The sequence below is a fragment of the Vibrio sp. 2-1-2a genome (genome assembly GCF_032648565.1).
Taxonomy (GTDB): domain Bacteria; phylum Pseudomonadota; class Gammaproteobacteria; order Enterobacterales; family Vibrionaceae; genus Vibrio; species Vibrio diabolicus.
The window spans coordinates 234,383-259,282 of the sequence record NZ_WBOH01000005.1; the positions used below are offsets into that span (position 1 = coordinate 234,383).

The following is a 24,900-nucleotide window of genomic DNA, read 5'->3' on the forward strand; positions in this document are numbered from 1 at the left end:
AAATTAGGAAAGCTCATGAAATCTACGATGATTATCGTAAGTCATGTCGTTAACGATGCAGTCACTCACGGCTTCGTGCCTGCAGCTAAAGCGATGGACCTTCACGTCGTTCTTATCACCGACCATAAGCTCAGCCATTTAGAGCTGGCGAGTCGTGATAGTCACTTTAATCCGGATACCATTCTAGAATGTGATGTCTTCAACCCATTAGAACTCATCGAAACCATCACGGAGCATGAACTAAAGCCAGACGCTATTTTCAGCAATAGTGATCACTTACAAACTTCCACCGCCATCTGCGCGCAATTTTTTGGTCTACCAGCCAAAGATTGGTCTGTCACGTTAAAGGCCAAAAACAAACACTTAACTCGACAAGTGTTGAATGAAAAAGCCCTACCCAACACACAAAGCTGTTTGCTGCACCGCCATTCGAATGTGGCATTAGGCATGGCCTTTCCTGTCGTAGCGAAACCCAAAGAAGGCGTGGCGAGTTTAGATGTGCAACGCTGTGACACCCAAAGCGAGCTCGATGCTTACTGCGAGGCGTTTTGGCAAAAACACCCAAACGCCGCCATTCTGGTGGAGCAGTTCCTTCAAGGGCCGTTGGTTACGCTCGAAACTCTGGGAGATGGTAACCAACTTATCACCGTGGGCGGTTTTGATGTGTCGCTCTCAGAGCCGCCTTACTTTATCGAAACCGCCGCAGACTGGAACGGACCAAACGGCATTGCTCACCGAGAAGCTTGCTTGGCTCAGCTGAAAGCGTTCGGCGTTGGTTTTGGAGTTTGCCACAGCGAATTTATCATTACGGAAAATGGCCCGGTTCTGGTGGAAATTAACTACCGCAGTATTGGAGATGGCCGCGAATTCTTGCTCAACAATCTCGCTCACTTCGGCTGGTTTAGCACGATTTTGGGTCTGCATCTGGGTCGAAGATTGGACGGCGATTACCAAATTCATGGTTCAGCGCACGTGCACTACGTGGTTGCCGAACACAGTGGTGTGATCGACGGAGGTTCGACGTCGTTCACCCAACACGATGACGATATCATCACCCAACAACAGGTACTAAAAAACGCGGGAGAACACTTCCAACAGAGTTATTCCAATAAGGATTATCTCGCCCGAATTTCGATTGTCTCACCATCAGGGCGAAACCTCGACCAAGCGCTGCAGAACGCGCTTAGCAATTTCGATCTAGCTCCGACTCGTGAGGTGGCAGCATGAACGACAACGCTTTGTATCTAACGCAACGATTGATCGACACTTGCTTACGCGAAGACATGTTTGGCATTTTGTCAAAAGCCAAGTTCAGTAGCGATGCGCAAAAAGGGGTAATTGTTCCTCAAGGCGAGCAAGTCTGGCTGATATTTGCCAACTCTGATTTCACGTTGTATTTACCCGTTGCGCCAACGTATTACATGCAGCACTGGCGCTACGGTCACGCCAATGACGAAACACCACAAGGTTGGTGGGTGGAGAAAAATGGCCAAGTCGAGCATCAACAACATTACAAAGAGTGGATTGCACTACTAACGACATTGGCGCATGAGAGCTCTCACGAATTATTGGCGGGATACCTTCAAGAACTGGAATGTGCAGAGAAACACAAAGCGCTGTGTGACCAAGCGTTTCATCATCACGCAGACCACATTTCTCAACCAATATCTGAGCTTGGTTCTTGGCATCAAAAACTGCTGCTAGCCGACCAGATCGCTTCTTACCTTGACCACCCATACTATCCAACTGCGCGGGCGAAGTTTGGCCTGAGCGATGAAGACCTTGCTAAGTACGCGCCCGAGTTCGCACAAAGCTTTGCTCTGCATTGGATTGCGATTGAAAAATCACTGGTGACATTAACCAGCGAACAACCTGATTGCTGGCCGACGATGGAGCAAGTGGGGCTTCCTGCTGATTTTGCACTGAGCCACGTACTGTTCCCTGCGCATCCGCTCACCCTTCGCTCTTTAGAAGCCTTCCCCGAAGGCATGATAGAAGCGCCGTTTACGTACCTAGACGTGACGCCAACGCTTTCCGTTCGTACTGTGGTAGTCAACGACGCGCCGCATATTCACATCAAAGTTCCGCTGATCATGCGCTCGCTAGGCACGAAAAATATTCGCTTAATCAAGCCTTCAACACTGTATGACGGCCACTGGTTTGAACGCCTACTCAGCCACCTTGAACAAACGGACGCCGACTTAAACAGTCGCTTGTTCCATTGCAACGAAAAACACGGTGGACACGTCGGCGAGGATAAAACCTTCGCGTACATCGTACGTGAGTACCCACTTACCCATTGCGAAGACAAAGCGTTAGTTCCGGTTGCCGCACTGGCAAGCCCAATGCCTGACGACCGCTTGTTCTTAGAACATTTGGCAGAGCAGTACTATCAACAAGATACGCTGGCGTGGTTCCAAGATTACGTCGACCTATTATGCCAAGTACACCTTACCTTGTGGCTTCGTTATGGCATCGCATTGGAGTCCAACCAGCAAAACGCCATCGTTGCATTTGATCAACAGGGCAAAATGACGCTCGCGATGAAAGACAACGACGCAGCGCGAATTTGGCCAGAGCGCTTCCACTTTGCAACAGATCATGCCGCCCAAAAACAGGGCGCAGGAACAATTCCAGTGGATTGCGATGAACTGCTCGACCAACGCATCAAAGTCGACAATGAATTGGCGCTCGGTCAGATGTTTACCACCATCACATTACAACTGGATATTGCAGCGATTGTAGAAGCCATGGCAGCGAAGGGCATTGCCTCTTCAGCATCGCTTTACGCTATCGTGGCCAAAAGCATTGCAGAGCAACTCAACCGATTAGAAGGCGAAGGGTTAGAGACAAAACTGGCACGCGAGTTACTGCAAGAGGCACCTGATTTGTACGCCAAGTACTTGTTGAGCTCTGGCAGTTTGCTCTCGAAAGAAGCCTCCGGCGCGAGTGACATCAACAAGTTCTATGGTTTGTCGGCTCCGAACTTCTTACTGCTTTCTAGCGAAGAAGCACAGCGAGCCTACTTAGAAGCCATCAAAAAAAGCGTACGTTAAACGATTATGACCAAACTCATCTACAGTGTGTTGTTGTGCCACTTTATCGCTGCGTTTGCCGCGTTAGGTATGCCGCTATTTCTACCCGTCGTATTGCCAACGTTAGGCGCAAGCATTGATGCGGACTGGGCAGGGGTATTGTTTATCCTACCCACGTTTTGTACTGCGTTGGCGGCGCGATTTTGGGGCAACTTTGCCGATCGCTACGGTCGCCGCCGCTCACTCTTGCGTGCGCAACTTGGCCTTGCAGCAGGGTTTGCGCTGTGCGGCTTGGCAGACAACCTCGCCATGTTTGTGTTTGGTCTAATTGTTCAAGGAACCTTTGGCGGCACCATGGCCGCCTCGAACAGCTACTTATCTAGTCAAATTAAAGAAGCCAAAACACTCGGCAAGTCACTCAATAAAACCCAACTATCTGCTCGCTTGGCGCTGATCGTTGCGCCCATTGGGCTCGGCTGGAGCTTGTCAGAGACCAACCCGCTCAACGCGTACCTTTGGTTATGCGTTTTGCCTTTAATTGCGATGGGCATCACGCTAGCACTGCCAGTGGATACACCTGCCGAACAAAACCTCGAAAAGCCAAACTCAGAATCTCAGCAAGAACAACCCATTGCACAGAAAAACGCAATGCATGCCATTCGTTGGATCTTCTTTGCTCAGTTCGGGTTTGCGTTTTCTATGGTGGTGACCTTTCCTTATTTCTCGCCGTTTGTGCAGCAATATGGCATCACTAACCACGCATGGATCGGTTTTTTGTACGCACTGCCGCATGGCGTCTATCTGTTGCTGGCAGGCAAAATCCACGTGTTGTCAGATGGGTTGAATCGCCATCAACCGCTGCGCACGTTGTGGCTTGGGTTTGCATTGCTTGCCGTGAGCTCTGCCTTGCATTTGATTGCGTCCGAAACCGCACTCATTGCTGCGAGAATTATCTTCGGCATCGCGATGGTGTGTTGTTATCACGGATTGCATCAGCATCTTGCGAGCAATCTGGATCGCAAACTCAGTGGCAAAGTATTTTCTCGCTTTGATGCCATGTCCAAATGGGGTGGCGTGGCAGCGGGATTTTGCGCTTCTTTCATTTCTAGCTTGGGGCTACTTGAGGTTCCTTTCCTACTTTCTGCGATAGTCAGCGTAATCACCTTGATCGCGCTGGTTCTCCACTCAAAATTTGGAAATCAACATGTTACAAACTCAATCCTCTCAGACTAGCGAGTTGCGCGCGCATGATGTGCAGCTCAATCGTGAGAAAGCCCAACTCAACACGATAATGGGTGTTCTTAATTGTTACTTACGTGAATTTGCACTGCCGAATCAACAAGTGGAATGGCACTACCAATCGACATCGCTACCCCAAACGTTAAAACGCAACTATTCCGCCAAGCAGCGGGTAGCCGTTCATCTGTCTCAACAAAATGGTCTGTTGGTTTTGCCGATTCACTACGCGAGCAAACTGGGCAAAATCAAATTGGCAGAACTGCCTTGGGCGAAAATGCCGGGTTCTGGTTGGGCGAAATTGGATGCCACGCAAACTCTTACGCTTTTGCTTAACTATCTAAAGCAGGTATTGGCGATCCCATTTAACCATGAGCTGATCGAACAACTGGAAAATAGCGTGCTGGTTACCGAGCAGTTTCTCAACGTCGCGCCCAAATCGCATCACAACGAATTTATCGCTTCGGAACAATCTCTGATTTGGGGGCATACTTTCCATCCGACCCCGAAAAGTCGTTCGGGCGTCACCATGGATGATCTCTTGGCGTTTTCTCCAGAAGTCGGCGCGCAAGTCCCGTTGTACTGGTTTGAAGTGGATACGTCCTTACTTGATGTGCTGAGTTCCGACGGAGAAGCTAACCCTGCTCAGCACATGCTACAACAGCTCGCGCCACAACACGCCACCAGCAATGGGAAGACCCTCTACCCTTGCCATCCTTGGGAAAGCTACACCATTTTGAGCAACCCAAGCGTGAAGCGTGCCATTGAACAAGGCAAGATCACGCCACTGGGTTTAGATGGTGAAAAGATGCAGCCGACCTCTTCAGTTCGTACCCTCTACCACCCAGATATGGATTGGTTTGCGAAATTCTCCATCAACGTACGATTAACCAATTGCGTGCGCAAAAACGCGTGGTACGAACTCGACAGCGCCGTGCAGCTCACGTCGATTCTCAAACCAATTAGAGAAAACGAACAGCTGCACAACCCCGTATTTAAAGTGATGACAGAGCCTTACGCCACCACGTTGAATCTAGAAAGTGTCGCTGAGCACAACTGGGACGACAACACCAAAGCGCGCGAATCGTTTGGGATTTTGTATCGCGAAAATTTCTCGCTGAGCGAAGTCGACATCTTGAAACCAACCCTCGCTGGCGCTCTGTTTGCTTACGACAAAAACGGCAACAGTTGCATTGCTCAACGCCTTAAAAACAAAGCGCGTACTACGCAAAATCGCTATTCCGACATCGCGACACTTTGGTTTGAACGCTATTTGCATTGCCTGATCCCGGGCGTATTTAATTACTACTTCAAACACGGGGTGGCGTTTGAGCCGCATTTGCAAAACACCCTGATTGGCTTTGAGCAAGAGATGCCGTGTTGTGTTTGGATTCGTGATTTGGAAGGCACTAAATTACTGCCGGAGTTCTGGCCAGCAGAAACATTAACTGACTTGTCTGAACGCGCACGACAATCGGTTTACTACAGTCGCGAACAAGGCTGGAATCGCATCGGATACTGCACCTTTATCAACAACATCAGCGAAGCGATTTTCTTCATCGCAGAAGGTGATGAGCCACTAGAGCAAACGCTGTGGAATGCGGTGCAAAGTGCCATTGTGCATTGGCAATCAGTGAATGGAAAACAACCGGAACTAGAAACGTTGCTAAATGGCGGTCACTTCCCAAGCAAAAATAATTTCACCACGCGTTTGATGCAAAAAGCCGATAAGGAGTCGGGCTATACCCAAGTCGCCGCGCCTTGGCAGCAACACGAAAAAGGAGCGCAACATGTCTAATTCACTCTCTCTACCGACACGCGTTAGCCAGCAAATTCACACGCTCGCACAGCAGCAAAGTCAACCCTTGTGCGCGTACGTGTATGACCTAAGCGCCTTAGAAGAACACATCAAACAACTGCGTCACGTTTTGCCGAGAAATGTCGAGCTATTTTACGCAGCCAAAGCCAATCCATCGGGCCCGATTCTCAACACGCTCGCGCCGTATGTCGATGGTATTGAAGCGGCATCTGGCGGGGAGTTGACACACCTCCACCAGCAACAACTCGATAAGCCATTGATCTTCGGCGGCCCAGGAAAAATGCCAAATGAATTGCAACAAGCGATTGAACTTGATGTCGATGCGATTCACGTCGAAAGCCTCACTGAGCTACAACGCATTGGAGCACTAACCGAGCGCCTCAATCGCCCGACTTCGATCTTTTTACGTATGAACATTGATATCGGCGACATCACGCTCAGCAAGTTGGCGATGGGCGGCAAGCCGACTCCTTTTGGTTTGGACGAGTCCGAACTGAGTAATGCTTTGATGTTGCTGCGCGATTTCCCGCAAGTGTCACTCAAAGGCTTCCATTTTCACTTGATGTCGCATCAGCTCGATGTTGAACGTCACTTAGCGTTGATGCAGCGCTATTTCCAAGTCGTGAAAGCGTGGCAACAAGAGTTTGAACTCGGTGAGCTGATGATCAACTTGGGCGGCGGCATGGGTATTAACTACCAAAAGCCTGAGCAACACTTTCCGTGGATGGAGTTTTGCGACAAGTTGGAATTCCTGATCGCCAAAGAGCAAGTGCAAGATTGGACACTGCGTTTTGAATGCGGACGGTTCATCACGGCGGCATGTGGTTATTACGTGATGGAAGTGCTGGATATTAAGCAAAATCTTGGCGAAAACTTTGTCATCGCGCGAGGAGGAACCCACCATTTCCGCACGCCAGCAGCACAGAGCCATGATCATCCATTTGTCATCCTGAAAAGCGAGCAACACCATGAGATTTCTCATCCAATTCAGCATGCACAAGCGACCTTTGTCGGCCAGCTTTGTACGCCCAAAGATGTGCTGGCACGCAATCAACACGTCGCCCACGCCGATATTGGTGATTATGTTGTGTTTACCTTAGCGGGCGCCTATGCGTGGAACATCTCCCATCAAAACTTCTTGATGCATGAACCGCCGATCTTCCACTATTTCTAAACGGCATACTTCGCTTCACTCAAGCCCCAATCATTGGGGCTTTTTTATTCCATCTCGGCACAGATTCATTGCCATTAACCGCTTTTCGAAATCGCAATAATGCGTTTTATCAGCTCGTCGGGTTCCATCTTGGGGTTGCGGTAAAAACGGAAAATTTCCGAGTTTATCGCTTGCTGGGCAACCGGATTGACCGCCATCGAATCAATCATACTCGGCACAGCGAGGTTGTGTTTAACGCCGTAGTGAAAGTCTTGATATGACTGGACCTGACACGGATTAAAATCGCTGATGTCGATATCGGTACGTACCGGAATCGAGCCCTTTACCTTATTGAACTTAGCTTGAAACTCGACATCTGCCAGCGCGCTTGCGGTTTGCTGAGCCGCCTCGGCAGAAAACGACTTGCTCGACATAAACACCAAGCTGTCCATGTTGTAGAGGAATACACCATCGCTGTCAGGCGTTGGGTAACAGCCGACCTCTTGCGGGACTGAGACTTGATTGGCGAGCAGCTCACCTAAAATCCAATCTCCACCGATTTGAAACAGCGCTTGACCGTCGGCTAGCGCTTGGGTCGCCGTATCCCACTTACTGTCGGGTAATTGGTTGTCGATCAACAAACTGAGGCGGCGAAATTGCGTCAACGCTTGGCGCAGGGTATCACTGTCGATGCTGTCTCGCTCAAGTTTAACCATTGCATTGGTGTAGAACTCAACGCCGCCAGTGGAGATCACTAAGTTCTCGAAAAGTTGGGCGACTTGCCACGGCTGCTCACCGACCGCGATCGGTACAATGCCATTTTGCTTAGCAAGCTCCATGGCGGTGAACATCTCTTGCCAATTTTTCGGCGCGGACAGATTCAGTTGTTTAAGCAGCTTGTGGTTGACCCACAACCAGTTCAAACGGTGCAGCGTAAGTGGCAGGGCGATATAGCCGTTTTGTGTTTTATTGATTTCGATAGACAGCGGGTAGAGCACCTCGTCCCAGCGCTGCTCATCCGCTACCGCGTTGACGTTGTGCAAAATACCGATGGCATCCCACGCTTTAATACTTGGCCCTTCGATTTGCGCGAAGCTCGGTGGATTGCCCGCCAGCGCGCGAGCTTGCAGTACCGTCATCGCGCTGTCACCACCACCGCCTAACACCGGGCTTTGCAGCAGCTCAATATCGTGCCGTTTTAGCTGAGCTTTAAGTGTTTGCAGCGCTTGCTGCTCGCCGTCAGAAGTCCACCAATGTAAAAACTCTACCCCTTGTGGCGACTCAGCGTGAGCGACGCAAGGGGCGAGCAACAGTGGGAACAAGAATGCCAGTTTGTTCATAGTCAGTCTCTCGGGAAAGTCAGCGTGGCGCAGAGGCCGCCAAACTGAGAATGGCTCAGCAACAAGTTGCCGCCATGAGCCTTTGCAATACTCTGTGAAATGGTTAACCCCAGCCCACTGCCTTCTTTATCGTTGCTAGCGCGGAAGTATGGCTGGCAGAGCTTTTCAAGTAATAAATCGTCAACACCATCACCGTGATCTTCAATTTCAATCTGGATCGACTCTGGGCTTTCACTCAGCGTAATATCCGCTTGATGGCCGTATTTGAGCGCGTTGTCGACCAGATTCTGAATGCAGCGCTTAATCGCTAACGGTTTACCAGCAAAGTGGGTGCGGATTTCACCGTGGATGCGAATCGCGTCCGGCGCATCGGCGATATTGGCGGAAATGTGCTGAATCAGTTGGGTGAAATTGATCGGCTCGATTTCCTCGTGGATATCGGTCTCTTTAATGCATTGCAATGCGCCTTTGACCATCAAGTCTAGGTCGTTACTCAGGCGGATAAAGCGTTCTCGGTCGGCGTCATCATCCAGCATTTCCGCTCGTAGTTTTAGGCAGGCAATTGGTGTTTTCAGATCGTGGGAGATGGCGCTGAACAGCATTTCGCGGTCTTTAATGTGGCTGTCGATGCGTCGGTTCATTTTGTTAAACGCACGTACTGCCGCTTTCAGTTCGTTACTGCCTCGCTCAGAGACTTCGGGCACGTCTAATCGGCTCGACATCAGGGTTGCGGCTTTTGCCAGCTCTCGAATGGGTTGAATTTCTTTGCGAACGATAAACCAGGTACACAGCAACAACATTAGCGCGGACAGCAATAGCGTCAGCCATTGGCGCAGCTCAAAATAGTTAGTCTCTAGGTTGATGTAAGGCGCGGGTAGCACCGCCGCGAGATAAAACCATTCGTTCTGTGCGACTTCGACCTGCATCACCAGAATAGGCGGATTGAGGTCACCAAACGAAAGCGAATAATGCGCCCACAATAGTGGCAGTTCATCGATAGGTAGCTCGTTGTTGAACACTTTGAGTTTGTCGCGCTGGGTGAATTCCACCTCGATATTAGGAATGCCGCTCAGCTCGCTTTCCAAAACCTCGCGAACTTGGTTGATGACCAACGTTTTGCGTTCGCTCTCTGGCAGTGGGTCGACGTCAATCTGGTGATTGTTGAGTGAGACGAAGAAGCGCGTACCGCCCATGTTGCGCAGTTGATTGAGTACCAAGTGGCGGTATTCCGAAGGGAGGGTTTGAAAGAAAGCGATGGTGGAAGAAGCGCTCAGTGCTAAGCTTTTGACCGTGGTGGTCAGGCCTTCTTTATCGCGTTCGCTGGCGTGTTGATACCAGATAATCCCAGATAATACCTGCGCCAGAATGATCACCAGCAACAGGAACACACTGGTGCGAACGACCAGTGAGCCTGTCCAGCGTTTAATTCTCATAATGCACGTCCGTGGTCAGCATGTAGCCTTTATTGCGCACCGTTAGGATCAGCGAGCGGTCTTTATCTTCAAGGTGATGACGCAAGCGGCTGATCTGCACGTCAATGCCGCGTTCAAACGGGTCGGCATCGCGTCCCCAGATCTCGCGCGCAATGTCATCGCGAGACAATATTGATTGCGCGTGGTTGACGAACAAACCGAGCAGCGACAAATCCGCGCCACTAAGTTGCTTAACTTCGCGGCTAGCGACGTGGGTCAGTTGCCGGGTTACGGTATCTAACAACCAATCATCAAAACGCACTTTACGCGTCAGTTTGCTATTGGCGGTCGATTGGCTGCGTCTCAGAATCGTTTTGATGCGTGCGAGCAGTTCACGCGGACTGAATGACTTGGTGATGTAGTCGTCAGCGCCCATTTCTAGCCCTGCGACTCGGTCGGCTTCTTCAGTGACGGCGGTCAGCATGATGATCGGGATATCGGAGTTTTTGCGCAGTTTCTGGCACAGGGTAAAGCCGTCTTCACCGGGCATCATAATATCGAGGATGATTAAATCAGGATGGTGATCGTTGAGCAGTTGCCACATCACGCCGCCGTTTTCTGCGCAAAGCACTTCAAACCCAGCGCGGCCAAGGTAATCTGACAACGCTTCGCGAAGGTCTAGGTTGTCATCGACGACCAGTATCTGCTTGTTTTCCATCCTACTTTCCCTGTGTCCGTCCCTGTGCCTGCCCCTGAGTTTGGCGCTGGCCAATATGATGCATTCTTAAACGCACATTCACAATCGAGCCGATTGCAATTTTCACTTCTCGGTGTAAGAGATTTGTAAGCGGCCACTTACAAACTGATTGCCTTTTGTAACCTTAGGCGCCGCCTTGCTCGCTATGATCATCCTGACCTTACGTGAAACAACATGACCTGAAGGAATCAGGTCCTACAACACTGGCATTCGTCAGGAGGAAACCATGTTTGCAAGTATATTTGGACAACTACAAAAAATAGGGCGGTCGTTGATGCTGCCTGTGGCGGTGTTACCGGTGGCTGGCTTGATGCTGGGTATTGGTAACGCGGGCTTTGCGTTTATTCCAGACGCGGTCAACAAAGTGATGCTCGCCGCCGGTGAAGGCGTGTTCGGCAACATGCAGTTGATGTTTGCGGTCGGTGTAGCGCTCGGGTTATCAAAAGGCAATGACGGTGCGGCTGCGCTCGCTGGCTTAGTTGGCCTAATTATTATGAACGCATCGCTCGGTATCGTGACTGGCTTGCGCGGCTTAGAAACTGACGCCACCATCATGGGCGTTGAGACGCTGCAAACCGGGGTGTTTGGCGGCATCTTTATCGGTGCGGTCGCAGCAATCATGTACAACCGCTTCTACAACATCAAACTGCCGGAATATTTGGGCTTCTTCGCGGGTAAGCGATTTGTGCCCATTGTCACCGGTCTATCGGCGATCGTCGTTGGTGCGATTCTCGCGTTTGCATGGCCACCTGTCGGACAACTTCTTGATGCATTCTCTCATTGGGCAGCGTACCAAAACCCTGTACTCGCGTGGGCAGTTTACGGCGCAGGCGAACGTTCTTTACTCCCGGTTGGTTTGCACCACATCTGGAATGCGCCGTTCTTCTTTGAAGTTGGCAGCTATGTAGACCCAGAAACCGGCAAAGAGTTTACCGGTGAGCTCACTCGCTTCTTCGCGGGCGATAAAACCGCAGGATATCTGTCTGGTGGCTTTATGTACTCCATGTGGGCGCTACCCGCAGCGGCACTGGCGATTTACCACTGCGCGTCTCCAGAGCGCAAGAAAATCGTCAGCGGTTTGATGATGTCTGCGGCGTTGACCTCGTGGTTAACTGGTATCACTGAGCCAATCGAATTTACTTTCCTATTCGTCGCGCCAGTGCTGTACGTAATCCATATTTTCCTCACCGGTATTGCGTTTGCGATCACCGCATTTTTGGAAATCAAACACAGTACGGACTTTGCGCACGGTGCGATTCAGTTCTTCCTTTACTACCCAATGTCGACCAACGCGTGGATGTTCATCATCATCGGTCCAATCTGGGCGACGCTGTACTACGGCTTGTTCCGCTTCCTAATTGTGAAGTTGGATCTGAAAACGCCGGGCCGTGAAACCGAGATTGCAGAAGTGAAGATTGCCGGACAACCTGATGAAATTGCGGTGGATGTAGTCGCTGCATTGGGCGGCAAAGCCAATATTAAGTCAGTCGATGCGTGTATCACCCGTCTGCGTGTCTCGGTAAAAGACATTGCCAACGTTGATGTTGCTAAGCTAAAAGCGCTCGGCGCGCGAGATGTGTTAGTGATTGGCGACAGTTTACAGGCGATTTTCGGTACGCAGTCTGACTCAATTAAGTCAGAAGTGCACAGCGTACTCGCCACCTCCTGATCTTACCTCCCCCAATCTAGGTAAGATTTGCCAACCTCCTTGTGAGGTTGGCTTTTTCGTTTTTGGGGTAAAAAAAGCGAAGCCAATAACCAGCCCTACTTCGCCGCCGCGTTGGTTAAATTGCCCAGCACGCCGCTGATTTTGTTCAATACCTCGTCGCAGCCTTCAATATGATGGCGCTGTTTTAAATACATCGGATCGTTGTAAGCTAACCACGTTTTGCCTTCAGCATCTTCATACACCAACACTTTTTGGGGTAAATCGAGCGCCACCTCCTGCGTACAGATCATCAGTGGTGTGCCCACTTTAGGGTTTCCAAACACGATAACTTCAGTTGGTCGCAACGTCATATCGACTTTCGTGGCATTCTCTTGATGGTTAATGCGCGCAAAGACGTTCAACCCTTTTTCTTGCGCGATAGCGACAAATTTATCCGCCGTATCTTTTGCTGAATGCGTGCTCGCAACGGTTACCACGCCCTCACCAGCCAACGCACTCAATGACGTCAACGCCACGACCAACCCGATGATTACTTTTTTCATTTGTCGTCCCTTCCTCTCTATCTGAGTCGAAAACTGTAAATATAGAAAAACCAAGTGTAGGAAAACTATAGAAGTCAGATTCCGCTATCGCGAATTGCACTCTACCCACTCAAGAGTCGACCGTGTAACACGGATTAATTGATTCAGATTAATAAAGCATTAACTAGCCGAGCATCAAAAGCGTGAAATACGTAACATTTGCCGCCTATTTTAGTAAGAAAGAGAAAAGTAGTGACACGCGATCAATTTGAGTTATTAGCACCCGGTGGTGATTTAGATTCCATCAAAGCCGCCATTGCCGCTGGCGCCGATGCAATTTACTGTGGGCTCGACCGCTTCAATGCTCGTAACCGAGCGACCAACCTCACCTTAGATAACTTAAATGGCGTGTTAACGTTGGCCCATCAGCACAGCTGTAAGATTTTCCTAACGTTGAATGTACTGATTTTAGAAAGTGAAATTCCGGCGATTGTTCGCTTACTCAGCCAACTGAACACCACCAAAATCGATGGCGTGATCGTGCAAGATCTCGGTCTGGCCTACATTCTCAAACATCACTTCCCCGATGTGGATGTGCACGCTTCAACGCAACTGAACACGCATAACGAAGACCAGATCCTCTTTCTCAACCAGCTCACCGCAAGCCGAGTAAACTTATCTCGCGAACTTAACATCGATGAAATAAAACATCTGGCGCAATTTGGTCGCGAGCACAACGTAATGATGGAAGTGTTTGTCCACGGCTCATACTGCATCGGATTCTCCGGAATTTGCTACATCAGTTCCGCTCGCAATGGCGCATCAGGAAACCGTGGACGCTGCAGTCAACCTTGTCGCGAACAGTACGAAACGACCAAAACGGGCAACAACTACCCACTCAATATGAAAGACAATTCCGCCTTTGGGGACTTGAAAGCGCTTGCCGATGCTGGCGTGTATTCATTAAAAGTGGAAGGACGAATCAAGAAGTCGCACTATGTCTATACCGTGGTCGACAATTGGCGTCAGCAAATCGATCGCTTGTGCGAGGGTTTGGAACTCTCTGAAGACACCACCGAGTTATACACGGTGTTCAACCGCGATTTCTCCAACGCATTTTTGCAAGGTGATTTCGGCAAGGCGATGTACATCGACAACCCGCGCGACCACGCTGTAAAGCATTTTTCGAAGGTTTATCAATGCCAGTCTGCTGATGATGTGCAAGCGGTGAAAAAGAAACTCTACGACGACAAAACCGCGATCATTGAGAAAGTGGCAGAGCAAACTAAGTCGTTCGATGTCACTTCGACACAAGTATCCAGCAGCAGCTTGAAAGGGTCGATTGATGTGCCAACTCTGCCAGCGTTACCTCAACCAGAACCTCGCCAAGGAGCGCCAAAACTATCGGTTCTGATCTCGTCAGCACAAGAAGCCATGCTGTGCGAATACCACGACATTGATGTTTACTATCAATTGCCAATGGGATTGTCTGGTGAACTGAGCGCGATGATTGAATTGTTCCAAGCCAACCCAATGCTCAAACCTTGGTTCCCTGCCATTTTGATTGGCGAAGACTACCACGCCGCGCGCGTATTTTTGGACACAATCCAACCTGAATTGTTGATCACCAACAACTCAGGCGTCGGCATGATCGCAAAAGAGCTCGGCTTAGGCTGGGTGGCAGGCCCACAAATGAACACGGTGAACTCATACGCGTTTAAATGCCTTCAAGACGAGTTCGCGGCAAGTGGCGCGTTTGTTTCTAACGAGCTGAATATGAAGCAGATGCGCCATATCAAGCGTCCGAAAAACATGCGCAGCTTCTACAGCATTTATAATCCAAATACCCTACTCACGAGCCGCCAATGTTTGTTCCAACAAACCGAAGGATGCCGTAAGGTGAAGGTCAACAAAGGTTGTTTGAAACGCTGTGATAAACGCACGTCTATCATCAACTTAAAAGACAATCCTTACGTGGTGCAAAAACAGAAAGGCAGCCACAATTCGATCTACAGCGAGCACAACGTCTTAAACCTGCAAGTACTGCACGATCTGCCGCAATTGTTTACCGATGTGTTGATCGATCTGCGTGATATCCAGACCGAAACGACAGTCTCAGCAAGCAAACCTGAGTTGATTGACGCGTTCTTAGCTCTACTTGAAGAACACAGCGAACAAACCATCCAAACGCTGAATGCCATGATTCAACCAACAGCCAACGCGCAGTATTTAAAGGGGCTGTAGAATTTTTCTAACGAGGCAAACAAAACAATAAATTATCCTACACTCTACTAGAGGGAAGCGTAACGCTTTGTAAGTCAGATGCTTGGCTGAAGAACATAGTTCATCAATAGAAGAACTTCCTGGCCATTTGAGATAATTTATTTGAGTACGCCATGAAAATATCTAAAGGTATCGAAGAGCAGGGAATCCCTGTCGGAAACTATTACGACAAATACAATACTCAGAACCCCATCGCCAGAAAAATGATGAGCAATTTCGATCATCATTTATCGCAACTGGTTGATATGGTAACACCAAAGTCGATACACGAAATCGGCTGCGGAGAAGGAGTCTGGGCACTTAAATGGCATCAGCAAGGGATCCGTGTGAAAGGGAGTGACTTCTCCCAACAAGTGATTCAACTAGCAAGAGACAATGCCCAAGCACACAACTTGGAAGACATTTTGTTTGAACAAAAAAGTGTGTATGACGTTGCTAGAAAGACTGATTCTGCTGACCTTGTTGTTTGTTGTGAGGTCTTGGAACACTTGGATCATCCCGAGCAAGCACTAACAACATTGCAAGATCTCGATACTGACTATTACATTTTTAGTGTGCCAAGAGAGCCGTTGTGGTGTGCGTTAAACATGGCAAGAGGTAAATATTTAAACAGTTGGGGCAATACTCCCGGACATATCCAACACTGGTCCAAGAATGCCTTTCTGACTTTGCTCAAGCAGCACTTTGAGATTCTCGAAGTACGCTCTCCCATTCCTTGGACCATGGTTTTATGCCAGCGTGTGAATCATGAAACATAATAAGAGTAAATTCATATTACGCTGGGTTGGGCGAATCATTACTATTTTTTCCATCGCCTTTGTATTAATCAAGCTCTCTACATACTCGCAGCAACTAAATATTCAGGATATTCCCTCTTACTCCTATCTGGTATTTGTTTTTTGTATAGGTCTCTACGCTTTGGGCAATTATATTCTTTCTATGGCATGGCGACTTTTAGTCGCGAACAGTGAATATACTCTGTCTGCATCAACTGCCATTTGGATGTTTGGCGGGTCTCAAATTGCTAAGTACTTACCTGGAAACATTTTCCAATTCGCTAGCCGACAAGTAATTGGCGTGCAACACGGAATTAAAAATAATGTATTACTGAAATCGACCTTATGGGAAATAGGGTTGATGGGCATTGCGGCTGGTTCGTTTGGCGTCTTTCTGCTGAATGAGTACTTCCCTAATTTAATGGGGTACGAGATGACTTTATTCGCTGGACTTATCGTGATCACCGGATCAATATTAAGCTTGATAGCCAGTCGCAATTACCTAAAAGCTTGTGGGCTGTATCTCTGCTTTTTTTTGGTATCGGGCGGTATTTTCTCACTCATATTTTTTACGCTAAACGACAATCTAACTCCAACTTTAGAGACATTTTTACAAACATCTTGTTACTTCATCATCGCATGGTTAATAGGGTTTGCCACCCCAGGTTCTCCTGCAGGGTTGGGTGTCCGAGAGGCTGTTTTAATCACACTTCTAGATTCGCCGAGTATTGAAGATACACTCTTAGTTGCCGTCCTTGTTTCCAGAATCGTCACGGTTCTAGGGGATATGTTGTTCTTCGCTATCTCGAGTGTATTTAGGCCTAAGCAAGCCGTATCAAATAACTCACTTCTTTAAAGTATCGAGGTAACTCGCTATTACTCTCCAGATCGTTTTCGCTTGGTTTCAAACTGATAAGTGGGCAACTTTTCCTGATGCTCCAGCTTTTCTTCCAATACCTCAATTCGGTGCAATACTTTTTCGGTCAGCTTTCGATTGAACCCTATTAGATCGGCCACCAACCCCATCAATAAAGTGATGAAACCCAAGATAAGTAGCGTTGACCCCAAGACCAATGACTGAATATGGCCATCTCCCACTCCATTTAAAAAGAAATACAGGAATCGCATAATGGGAATCACACCACAAATCATCGCCACCGAGCCAATAAACAAAAACACTTGCAGAGGTCGATACATGGTATAAACCCTGACCAAGGTAGAGAGCGACATTTTTAGAAACTGCGGAATGCTCTTAAACAGACGGGACTCTCGCGTTTTTTCATTAGTTCGGATTGGCACCGAAACCACACCAATCCTTTTTGCACTTGCTTGAATCAACATTTCTATTGTGTAGCTAAAATCCGATACGATATTAAGTTGTTGTGCCGCACTTCTCGATATTGCGCGAAAACCACTCACAGCATCTTTAACATCCAATCCCGTCGCTTTGGCAATAATAAAGCTCCCCGACACTTGTAAACATCGTTTAAATACAGAGAAATGTGTATTGCTATACCCTCCTCGGTCACCAACAACAATTTCTGCTTTGTGCTCGATAATAGGCTTAACCAAGTGCGGAATATCGGCCCCATTATATTGATTATCGCCATCGGTGTTCACAATGATATCAGCATGAAGACGAAGGCACTCCTCAATCCCTCTTCGAAATGAGTAAGCAAGCCCCTTATTGCCCTGGTTAGTAATAATGTGCTCAACACCACACTTGCGTGCGACTTCTGAAGTACCATCCGTAGAACCATCATCGATGATTAGAATCTCTATCTTAGCGATACCATCAACGCGCTTTGGTATTGAGCGAATAACATCAGCAATATTGTCCGCTTCGTTAAAGCACGGAATTTGAACAATTAACTTCATGCTTGCTCCTCATGTTCTGAATCAACATTACTGTGCGTATTAGAAGCCGGTAAATAACCTCTGCTTCTCTTCAAGGTTGCGAGGTCGGTACAGGTTATCTCCCCAACGCAGAACGACTTTACCTGGCTCTTTCGACGCTAATTCATAGACACCCCGCGCCAAGTACCGAGCTTGACCAGCCAACCAAACCTTGCCATTAATCAGAAGACTATTGCTAGCTTCAAGCGTATATACGCCCTCGATGTTGACCTTAACTTCCCGACTAAGAGAGTTGGGCGTCAGTTCAAACGTCTTTCCTGCAACATACAGATGCGACCAATGATGAATGTAGTTCTGCCTTAACGCTTGAATATCTTGCCTTAATAGCCCTTTATCGGTTTTGTCAGGGCCAAACACATCTAAATAGTGCGAATTAACCAGTACAAAAGCCGGATTGTCTTGCTCTATAGCATTGCGAATAACGGGGATGTTTCTCGCAATATAATCTTCGTAACCCCACGTACTCATGAAAAAACCTTGTTTTGAAAAAGTCGGAACCATGGAGCATCGATCAATATAAGCAACAGGCTGAGGAAAGATTTTATGTACTTCATCAAGAAACTGACGCTGGTAGGCCAAGTTGCTTTTTATCGGTAAAACAAAACCATTCACCACAATGGATACCGCAAACAAGCAAGGAACAATAAAATTAAAAAATTGTGCAACTCTTGCGTTAGTGAAATTCTGGATACCAACCCAAGCCACAGCAAATAAAGCACTCACTGGAGCAAGCATAAAAGCGTAATAGTATGGGAAAGCGTTGCGATAAAAGAGCAAAGTGAAGAGTAATAAACTTAGGCACAAAAACTTAATCGATGACTCCCGGCTTAATAGCTTTTGCGAAAAACACGCATAAACAGCAGTACCAATACCAATGAAAAGAGCTAACCAATACCATGAGTTCGTCGAAACTGAATCAACAAAGTAAAACAATCGAGGAAAAAGCTCGCGCTGGTTTAGTGTCTTATCCGCAGCACCGAACATCGTTCCTGCATCATTAACCGAACTCGCTCCATGTATAGAGAAGTAATGCCAACTGTATAGCATCGCAAAGGCAACCAGTATTGCGACTCCATACATGAGAACTTGCCTAAAATAACGCTTACGATTTCGCGACCAATAAAGCGAGGTTAAAACTATGCCTATAAAAGTCGGGATATACAGAGCGGTCTTTAAAGTGACGAGCAAGGCGACAGCCGTAAGGACACCAGCAAGAATGGATACACGCCAAGAAAATGTTGTACTAAACACATAATACAGCGCCGCCATGATCATACATGTCGCGATAGGATCAGTACGAAAACTGGCCCCCATACGAACATTATAAACAAAAGAAAAATAGGCAAGCACCGCAAAAAGTGCCGCCGATTTGCTGCAGTACAATCGACATAACTTGTATAGATAAAATCCCGTGAGTAATTGAAAGAACACCATAACGACTCTCGCCACAATGATCTGGTCAACATCGTTATCTGATACACCACTCAGCCAAGTAAAGAAGTGAATGTGAAAGGTTTGGAAACTATTAATCACCTCGCCGTTAATAAACCGATGCACAAAAGATAGGTAATAAAACTCGTCCCAATTTACTTCGTAATTAAACGCAACAAAAAACCGAGCGATTACAGCCACTACGATTAGAATACAAAGAAAAATAGAAGTGCTAGAGGTAGTATATCTATCCGATAAATGACGTTTATTAACCTGTTCAACAGTCTCCATTCACCCTTCCTTGTTAATCGTTTCTCGACTAGTGGCATGCTCTGAGACATTAAGTTGTATGAATAAGGTTAGAACCGCCAGTAATGAGTATAGTCATGATTCAAAACCAAATAAGGGGTGGCAGGAGAAGTTTCGAGAGCAAAACACCTTTGAGCAACGAGACCGTGTTTTTATTCCACACTTTGAAAGCGGGAAACTTTGCATTATTTCAAAAGGCTTTAGTATTAAGTCTCTCAACATATCTTGAACACACACAGTGCACTGACTACAATGGCGCACTTTTTACGGAATTTAGGTCACAAACATGACAGATACAGCTAAACCAGCTCTACCAGATCGCCTAGCAGGTAACCCACGTAGCCCATTCTTCATCAAAGAATGCTTCGAGCACCAAATCGGCATTCGTATCAACGGCCAAGAGCGTACTGACGTAGAAGAATACTGCATCAGCGAAGGTTGGGTAAAAATTGCTTCTCCTAAAGCAAAAGACCGTTTCGGTAACCCAATGCTGATCAAACTTAAAGGCGAAGTTGAAGCGTACTACGTGTAAGCTGACCACGCTGAATTTCTTTAAAAGCTCGAGTCTGACTCGGGCTTTTTTAATGCCTGTCATATCCCTTCCTCATTTAATCTCTTCCCTCTTCTTTTCAGTACAAGTTATTAAGAAATCGATGTAAATCGCTGTTTTTATCTGATTGTTGTCTAAAGTTTCTAAAGGACTAACTGCAATAGCGATTGCCAAAAGAAACGACACCTTTTGATTGTAGGGAGAGGAAATGGAAAGCCCACTTGTCACACTCAAACACGCCAGCAAAAGCTTTGTTGATGGCAAAGAGACACATCGCGTGTTGGAAGGAGTCGATTTCACCCTGAATTCAGGAGCGAGTGTCGCACTGACGGGGGCGAGTGGCAGCGGCAAAAGTACCTTACTCAATATCATCGCTGGCTTTGAGCCGCTTTCCGAAGGTGAGTTGTGGTTAGATGGCGATAACACGGTGGCTTGGAAAGACCCACAATGGAGCCGCTTCCGCCATCAAAAACTCGGGGTTATTTTTCAGCAATTCAACCTCTTAACACCTCTTAACGTAAAGAAAAACATCGCCTTTCCTCTCAATTTGAATCAACAGAAATGGAATGACTGGTGCGATTATCTGGTCAAAACGTTAGGCATCAGCCAGCTTCTCGACAGGCATATTTCTGCTCTTTCAGGCGGTCAACAACAACGCGTCGCGATTGCACGAGCATTGGCACACAAACCCAAACTTCTGCTTGCCGATGAACCCACAGGAAACCTTGACCAAAAAGCGGGCTTAGAAGTGATGAAACTGTTGAATGAAATCACCACCCAAGGCAATACCGCTGTGCTCTTGGTGACCCACAGCCCTGAGTGTGCCGAGTTCATGCAAACCCAATTACGTTTAAAAGATGGGCGTTTGAAGGATGGTCGTTTGCAAAGCGGACTGACGCAAAATCAGAGTGATGTAAATGAGCAACATCATGAAGCAAGCTAAGCAACCAAACACCAGATTCACTCATACTCGACTCGCCCTGAATCTGTTTGCGGCGCACTATCGGCAGGCCCCACTGCAAGCCGCCGCGATTCTGATCGGTATTGTGCTGGCTGTGACCTTGTTTGTTGCGGTGCAAGCCATCAACCTCAATGCCAAGCGCAGTTATGCTGAGTCTACCGAGCAGCTTAGCGCACAAGCTCAGAACTTAATTATTCCACCAGCAGGGCAAAACTATCTGCCCGAATCGCTCTACTTCACCCTTAGACAAAACGGACTCAGTGCAGCGCTACCTATAATCGAAGGGAGAGTGAGAGACAAACAAGGGCGTCGCTGGTCAGTACAAGGTAGCGAGTTAATTGCCGCCATCTCTTCACGTTCGCGCTATTCATCAGAAAACCAACCGAACGTGTCTTTGTTCGACAGTGCTTTACCTTTACCAGAGCTTTTAGCTGGCAAGCCGATCGTGATGATGAGCCAATCTCAGCATCAAAACTTAGGAGAGGTAGAAACCCTAACTCTGGACGACATCCCAACCCAAGTGGTGGTGCTACCTGACGAATGGCAGTTAGGTAGCCGAATGTTGATGGACATTGGCTTCGCCCAGCAACTGCTCAATAAACAAGGTCAGCTCAGTTACATTGCGGTTTTCCATTCCGGCGATAAAGGGAATAAAGACACGCAAGCAAAATGGCAGAACCTGATTGGCGACCAAGGACAATGGATTTCCAATAATCAAAGTGCAGACCTTGGCTCGCTGACCGACAGCTTTCACCTCAATCTCACGGCAATGAGCTTACTTGCCTTTTTAGTCGGGCTGTTCATTGCCTACAACGGCGTAAAGTACAGCTTGCTTAAACGCAATCGGCTATTAGTGCAGATTCAACAGGCGGGTGTCGCGCCGAGCATTGTGTTCTCTGCGCTGTTAGTTGAACTCACTATTCTCGTTACCATCGGCGCTTCCCTCGGTTTTGTATTGGGCATGCAGCTCAGCCATTGGTTGCATCCGACCGTGGCACTGACTTTAGAACAACTTTACGGTGCGACACTGCTGCCCGGCACTTGGCAGTGGCAATGGTGGGCGCAAGCCCTGCTGCTCACGCTAGCCGCAACCCTGTTGGCGTGTTGGCAGCACTTTAAACAACGAGTGCGCCAACCGCTCTCTTCTCATGGCGGATTTTATCAAGCACCTGAAGCTTCTAACGAAAATCAATTGTTCGGAATGGGTATTGCGTTGACGACTCTCGCGCTTGCAGGTTTGTGGCTGAGTGAGCATCATCGCTTTACCATGGCGTGGCTCGGCGTGCTTGTGGTGTCGATTCCTTTGTATCTACCCAAAACATTCAGCGTCTTAGCAAATTGGTGTGAGAAGCGCACCAGTTCTGGTTTGATGCAGTATCTGTTTGCAGAGCTGCGTGAGCTGATTTCTCCGCTTTCTCTCGCCATGATGGCACTGCTACTCGCCGTTACTGCCAATATGGGGATGAATACCTTAGTGGGCAGCTTCGAATCCACCCTAAAACAGTGGCTAGAACAGAGGCTACATGCCGATATTTACGTCAGCCCTGCGCAAGGAGAAATCGCAGATGTGGAGCGCGCGTTAGGGCAGTTCGACAAGGTTGAGACAGTCTACAAGCAATACTACGTCGACGATAACCTGCAAGGTTTACCGATTTTGCTTGGCACCAAAGACAAAGATACCTTAGAACAAACCATGGTGTTCAAATCGCATTTGGAGAACTTCTGGCAGCGTTTTTACCAAGGTGAGTTAGTCGCCATCAGTGAACCAACCGCGATCAAACTGGGTTTATCACTGGGTAGCGAACTTAAGCTTGATGCCATTCCAAATAAGAACCTGCTTGTGGGTGCGATATTCCACGATTACGGCTCACCCAATGGTGAAGTGTTATTAGCACCAAAGTTATGGAAAGAGAGCGGATTTACCGACCTGCCGACAAGCCTTGGCATAAAAGTCTCGGGGGACCCACAAATCGTCTACGAGCAACTGCGCGATCAATTGAATCTGCATCCAAGTCAGCTCTACGATCAGGCGCAAATCAAATCCATCGCTTTGGATATATTCTCGCAGACCTTCGCCATTACGCGCGCGCTCAACGGCGTGACGTTGATGGTCGCGGTGATTGGTTTGTTCAGTGCTTGTTTTATGTTGCTCGACGCGCGCAAAGCCGCTATTGCAAGGCTGTATGCACTTGGCGTCAGCCGTCGTAAATTAATGACCATGGTGGTCGGACAGATCGTCGCTTTAGTCAGTTTTACTCTGGTTATCGCCCTACCTTTAGGAGCCATGGTGGGATATGTGCTGACAGATATTGTCACCTTGCGCGCTTTTGGTTGGAGCTTAAATTATCTGTGGAATTGGAGTGATGCCCTCAGCATTGCGGCAATCACCATCTTGGTGGCGGTGATTGCAACTTTGATTCCGCTGTGGCGATTGGTCAGTAAGCCTGTCGTGTCCAGTTTGCAAAGCGAGGTGTTGTGATGGTTCGATTAGCAAGCAAACTTACTCTGCTCATAAGCAGCTTGATCCTATTTGGATGTGAAGATGCCCAACAAAAAAATATGAGCACACAAAATATGGGCACGTTGCTGGGCAGTGGAGATATACAAAGCGAGAGCAACCGATTCACACCCGTAGAAAAAGGGATTGAACTCACCTTTCCTACCGATCATCAAGCACACCCAAACTTTCGTCATGAATGGTGGTACTTAACCGCTAACTTAATTGATGAAGACGGCAATCCAATTGGCGTTCAATGGACACAATTTCGCTTTGCTGCTGCGCCGCCAACAGGCGAAGATGACGTGAAGAAAACCGAATGGCAAACTCAGCAAATCTACATGGCGCACAGCGCGGTTACAACGCAAGACAAACATTATGCTGATGAAAAATGGTCACGTGACCAAGCCTCTCTAGCTGGCGTCGACACTTCACCATTTCGAGTTTACCTCGATGATTGGCAGTGGACTTCTTCAACCAACGACCTCTTCCCTGCAACTGTGAAGGCTAACTCCGAACAGTTTGGCTATTCGCTGACGCTTACCAGCAGCGCACCTTATCAAAAGCAAGGCGAGCAAGGGTACAGCACCAAAAGCGCCGATGGCCGTGTGGCTTCCTATTACTACAGCCAACCGTTTATTGATGTCTCCGGTGAAGTCACGATCGATGGCAAAACCCATCAAGTATCCGGCAAAGGCTGGATAGATCGAGAGTGGAGCTCGCAATTCTTACTCGACTCACAACAAGGCTGGGACTGGTTTGCTCTAAGGTTGAGTGATGAAACCAGCTTGGTAGTGTTCCAATTGCGGGATTCCAAAACAGGACAAGCCAGTTACGCCAGCGCAAGGCTGATGCAGCAAGATGGTTCTGGCATCGCTATCCCACAAAAAGACATTCAGTTAGAGGCAACCAATCAAACAGAAATCCAAGGGCGAAAGTATCCAACCCAGTGGCAAGTGTCGATTCCAAATCAGCAAATTGAGCTTACCGTTTCTGCACTCAACCCGAACGCGAAAATGCCCCTTTCTGTGCCTTATTGGGAAGGCCCTGTGCGTATTGAGGGCTCTCATTCAGGGACAGGTTATATGGAGCTGACGGGATATTAAGCGCTCTTAACGGATTTCAATTACCGTTGAGAAGCCATCTTAAGAACCATCTCCTACCCGCAACAGAATGCATCACAATCAGAAATAAATGACTACGACGCATTTATTCGATACTAGCCTTGAATCCT

The 24,900-nt window shown here is 48.0% G+C and carries 19 protein-coding genes; 13 read left to right on the forward strand and 6 right to left on the reverse strand.

Annotated elements, in window-relative coordinates; all coding sequences use genetic code 11:
• Positions 1 to 15 precede the first annotated feature (15 nt).
• The 5 genes from F7Y48_RS15430 to F7Y48_RS15450 are packed head-to-tail and all read left to right on the forward strand — an operon-like array spanning position 16 to position 7,264.
• The gene (locus tag F7Y48_RS15430; protein WP_258506500.1) at positions 16 to 1,227 is read left to right on the forward strand and encodes an acetyl-CoA carboxylase biotin carboxylase subunit family protein; all 1,212 of its coding nucleotides are present in this window, start codon (positions 16 to 18) and stop codon (positions 1,225 to 1,227) included.
• Positions 1,224 to 3,056 (forward strand): IucA/IucC family protein, encoded by a 1,833-nt coding sequence (locus F7Y48_RS15435; protein WP_258506502.1) that lies wholly within the window; start codon positions 1,224 to 1,226, stop codon positions 3,054 to 3,056. Before F7Y48_RS15430 ends, F7Y48_RS15435 begins: the two co-directional genes overlap by 4 nt.
• A 6-nt stretch (positions 3,057 to 3,062) precedes the next feature.
• Complete coding sequence (locus tag F7Y48_RS15440; protein ID WP_258506506.1) at positions 3,063 to 4,268, forward strand: MFS transporter; 1,206 nt, start codon at positions 3,063 to 3,065, stop codon at positions 4,266 to 4,268.
• Complete coding sequence (locus tag F7Y48_RS15445) at positions 4,240 to 6,069, forward strand: IucA/IucC family protein (protein ID WP_258506507.1); 1,830 nt, start codon at positions 4,240 to 4,242, stop codon at positions 6,067 to 6,069. Before F7Y48_RS15440 ends, F7Y48_RS15445 begins: the two co-directional genes overlap by 29 nt.
• Complete coding sequence (locus tag F7Y48_RS15450) at positions 6,062 to 7,264, forward strand: type III PLP-dependent enzyme (protein ID WP_258506508.1); 1,203 nt, start codon at positions 6,062 to 6,064, stop codon at positions 7,262 to 7,264. The genes F7Y48_RS15445 and F7Y48_RS15450 overlap by 8 nt, the downstream gene beginning before the upstream one ends.
• A 74-nt stretch (positions 7,265 to 7,338) precedes the next feature.
• On the opposite strand, the gene F7Y48_RS15455 is transcribed toward F7Y48_RS15450, so the two are convergent.
• The 3 genes from F7Y48_RS15455 to F7Y48_RS15465 are packed head-to-tail and all read right to left on the reverse strand — an operon-like array spanning position 7,339 to position 10,713.
• Positions 7,339 to 8,583, reverse strand: coding sequence for an ABC transporter substrate-binding protein (locus F7Y48_RS15455; RefSeq protein ID WP_140100564.1), 1,245 nt, complete (start codon positions 8,581 to 8,583; stop codon positions 7,339 to 7,341).
• A 2-nt stretch (positions 8,584 to 8,585) separates the two neighbouring features.
• The gene (locus F7Y48_RS15460) at positions 8,586 to 10,016 is read right to left on the reverse strand and encodes an ATP-binding protein (RefSeq protein ID WP_152813609.1); all 1,431 of its coding nucleotides are present in this window, start codon (positions 10,014 to 10,016) and stop codon (positions 8,586 to 8,588) included.
• Positions 10,006 to 10,713, reverse strand: coding sequence for a response regulator (locus F7Y48_RS15465; RefSeq protein WP_005383484.1), 708 nt, complete (start codon positions 10,711 to 10,713; stop codon positions 10,006 to 10,008). The genes F7Y48_RS15460 and F7Y48_RS15465 overlap by 11 nt, the downstream gene beginning before the upstream one ends.
• A gap of 265 nt (positions 10,714 to 10,978) precedes the next feature.
• On the opposite strand from F7Y48_RS15465, the gene ptsG reads away from it, so the two are divergent.
• Complete coding sequence (gene ptsG / locus F7Y48_RS15470) at positions 10,979 to 12,421, forward strand: glucose-specific PTS transporter subunit IIBC (protein WP_316684997.1); 1,443 nt, start codon at positions 10,979 to 10,981, stop codon at positions 12,419 to 12,421.
• A gap of 95 nt (positions 12,422 to 12,516) precedes the next feature.
• Here the strand turns inward: ptsG and F7Y48_RS15475 are convergent, their stop codons facing one another.
• A complete protein-coding gene (locus F7Y48_RS15475) occupies positions 12,517 to 12,963 on the reverse strand; it encodes a DUF302 domain-containing protein (protein WP_025521255.1) in 447 nt (148 codons plus the stop codon).
• 231 nt (positions 12,964 to 13,194) lie between these two features.
• On the opposite strand from F7Y48_RS15475, the gene F7Y48_RS15480 reads away from it, so the two are divergent.
• The 3 genes from F7Y48_RS15480 to F7Y48_RS15490 all read left to right on the forward strand — a co-directional run bounded on the left by F7Y48_RS15480 (position 13,195) and on the right by F7Y48_RS15490 (position 16,857).
• Positions 13,195 to 15,186, forward strand: coding sequence for a U32 family peptidase (locus F7Y48_RS15480; RefSeq protein ID WP_316684998.1), 1,992 nt, complete (start codon positions 13,195 to 13,197; stop codon positions 15,184 to 15,186).
• Positions 15,187 to 15,338: 152 nt separating this feature from the next.
• Positions 15,339 to 15,983, forward strand: a complete 645-nt coding sequence (locus F7Y48_RS15485) for a class I SAM-dependent methyltransferase (RefSeq protein WP_316684999.1) — start codon at positions 15,339 to 15,341, stop codon at positions 15,981 to 15,983.
• The gene (locus tag F7Y48_RS15490) at positions 15,973 to 16,857 is read left to right on the forward strand and encodes a hypothetical protein (protein ID WP_316685000.1); all 885 of its coding nucleotides are present in this window, start codon (positions 15,973 to 15,975) and stop codon (positions 16,855 to 16,857) included. Before F7Y48_RS15485 ends, F7Y48_RS15490 begins: the two co-directional genes overlap by 11 nt.
• Before the next feature lie 20 nt (positions 16,858 to 16,877).
• Here the strand turns inward: F7Y48_RS15490 and F7Y48_RS15495 are convergent, their stop codons facing one another.
• On the reverse strand, positions 16,878 to 17,879 hold the full coding sequence (locus tag F7Y48_RS15495; RefSeq protein WP_316685001.1) for a glycosyltransferase family 2 protein: 1,002 nt from the start codon (positions 17,877 to 17,879) through the stop codon (positions 16,878 to 16,880).
• A gap of 39 nt (positions 17,880 to 17,918) precedes the next feature.
• Positions 17,919 to 19,640: an ArnT family glycosyltransferase gene (locus F7Y48_RS15500; RefSeq protein WP_316685002.1), complete on the reverse strand. Its 1,722-nt coding sequence runs from the start codon at positions 19,638 to 19,640 to the stop codon at positions 17,919 to 17,921.
• A gap of 304 nt (positions 19,641 to 19,944) precedes the next feature.
• Here F7Y48_RS15500 and F7Y48_RS15505 point away from each other — a divergent pair, with 304 nt between their 5' ends.
• From F7Y48_RS15505 to F7Y48_RS15520, 4 genes are all read left to right on the forward strand, one after another.
• Positions 19,945 to 20,190 carry a DUF3297 family protein gene (locus tag F7Y48_RS15505; RefSeq protein ID WP_005374689.1) on the forward strand — a complete coding sequence of 82 codons (246 nt, stop codon included), beginning with the start codon at positions 19,945 to 19,947 and terminating at the stop codon, positions 20,188 to 20,190.
• Between the two features lie 226 nt (positions 20,191 to 20,416).
• A complete protein-coding gene (locus tag F7Y48_RS15510) occupies positions 20,417 to 21,151 on the forward strand; it encodes an ABC transporter ATP-binding protein (protein WP_256964686.1) in 735 nt (244 codons plus the stop codon).
• The gene (locus F7Y48_RS15515) at positions 21,138 to 23,648 is read left to right on the forward strand and encodes an ABC transporter permease (protein ID WP_316685003.1); all 2,511 of its coding nucleotides are present in this window, start codon (positions 21,138 to 21,140) and stop codon (positions 23,646 to 23,648) included. The genes F7Y48_RS15510 and F7Y48_RS15515 overlap by 14 nt, the downstream gene beginning before the upstream one ends.
• Positions 23,648 to 24,772, forward strand: a complete 1,125-nt coding sequence (locus F7Y48_RS15520; protein WP_316685004.1) for a lipocalin-like domain-containing protein — start codon at positions 23,648 to 23,650, stop codon at positions 24,770 to 24,772. Before F7Y48_RS15515 ends, F7Y48_RS15520 begins: the two co-directional genes overlap by 1 nt.
• Positions 24,773 to 24,900: the final 128 nt, after the last annotated feature.

What these genes read in the sequence shown, in the direction of transcription:
- F7Y48_RS15450 (WP_258506508.1), top strand. Translation starts at nt 6,062, where the DNA reads ATGTCTAATTCACTCTCTCTACCGACACGCGTTAGCCAGCAAATTCAC.
- F7Y48_RS15500 (WP_316685002.1), bottom strand. Translation starts at nt 19,640, where the DNA reads ATGGAGACTGTTGAACAGGTTAATAAACGTCATTTATCGGATAGATAT.
- F7Y48_RS15475 (WP_025521255.1), bottom strand. Translation starts at nt 12,963, where the DNA reads ATGAAAAAAGTAATCATCGGGTTGGTCGTGGCGTTGACGTCATTGAGT.
- F7Y48_RS15495 (WP_316685001.1), bottom strand. Translation starts at nt 17,879, where the DNA reads ATGAAGTTAATTGTTCAAATTCCGTGCTTTAACGAAGCGGACAATATT.
- F7Y48_RS15520 (WP_316685004.1), top strand. Translation starts at nt 23,648, where the DNA reads ATGGTTCGATTAGCAAGCAAACTTACTCTGCTCATAAGCAGCTTGATC.
- F7Y48_RS15490 (WP_316685000.1), top strand. Translation starts at nt 15,973, where the DNA reads ATGAAACATAATAAGAGTAAATTCATATTACGCTGGGTTGGGCGAATC.
- F7Y48_RS15460 (WP_152813609.1), bottom strand. Translation starts at nt 10,016, where the DNA reads ATGAGAATTAAACGCTGGACAGGCTCACTGGTCGTTCGCACCAGTGTG.
- F7Y48_RS15435 (WP_258506502.1), top strand. Translation starts at nt 1,224, where the DNA reads ATGAACGACAACGCTTTGTATCTAACGCAACGATTGATCGACACTTGC.
- F7Y48_RS15515 (WP_316685003.1), top strand. Translation starts at nt 21,138, where the DNA reads ATGAAGCAAGCTAAGCAACCAAACACCAGATTCACTCATACTCGACTC.
- F7Y48_RS15510 (WP_256964686.1), top strand. Translation starts at nt 20,417, where the DNA reads ATGGAAAGCCCACTTGTCACACTCAAACACGCCAGCAAAAGCTTTGTT.
- ptsG (WP_316684997.1), top strand. Translation starts at nt 10,979, where the DNA reads ATGTTTGCAAGTATATTTGGACAACTACAAAAAATAGGGCGGTCGTTG.
- F7Y48_RS15430 (WP_258506500.1), top strand. Translation starts at nt 16, where the DNA reads ATGAAATCTACGATGATTATCGTAAGTCATGTCGTTAACGATGCAGTC.
- F7Y48_RS15440 (WP_258506506.1), top strand. Translation starts at nt 3,063, where the DNA reads ATGACCAAACTCATCTACAGTGTGTTGTTGTGCCACTTTATCGCTGCG.
- F7Y48_RS15485 (WP_316684999.1), top strand. Translation starts at nt 15,339, where the DNA reads ATGAAAATATCTAAAGGTATCGAAGAGCAGGGAATCCCTGTCGGAAAC.
- F7Y48_RS15465 (WP_005383484.1), bottom strand. Translation starts at nt 10,713, where the DNA reads ATGGAAAACAAGCAGATACTGGTCGTCGATGACAACCTAGACCTTCGC.
- F7Y48_RS15505 (WP_005374689.1), top strand. Translation starts at nt 19,945, where the DNA reads ATGACAGATACAGCTAAACCAGCTCTACCAGATCGCCTAGCAGGTAAC.
- F7Y48_RS15445 (WP_258506507.1), top strand. Translation starts at nt 4,240, where the DNA reads ATGTTACAAACTCAATCCTCTCAGACTAGCGAGTTGCGCGCGCATGAT.
- F7Y48_RS15455 (WP_140100564.1), bottom strand. Translation starts at nt 8,583, where the DNA reads ATGAACAAACTGGCATTCTTGTTCCCACTGTTGCTCGCCCCTTGCGTC.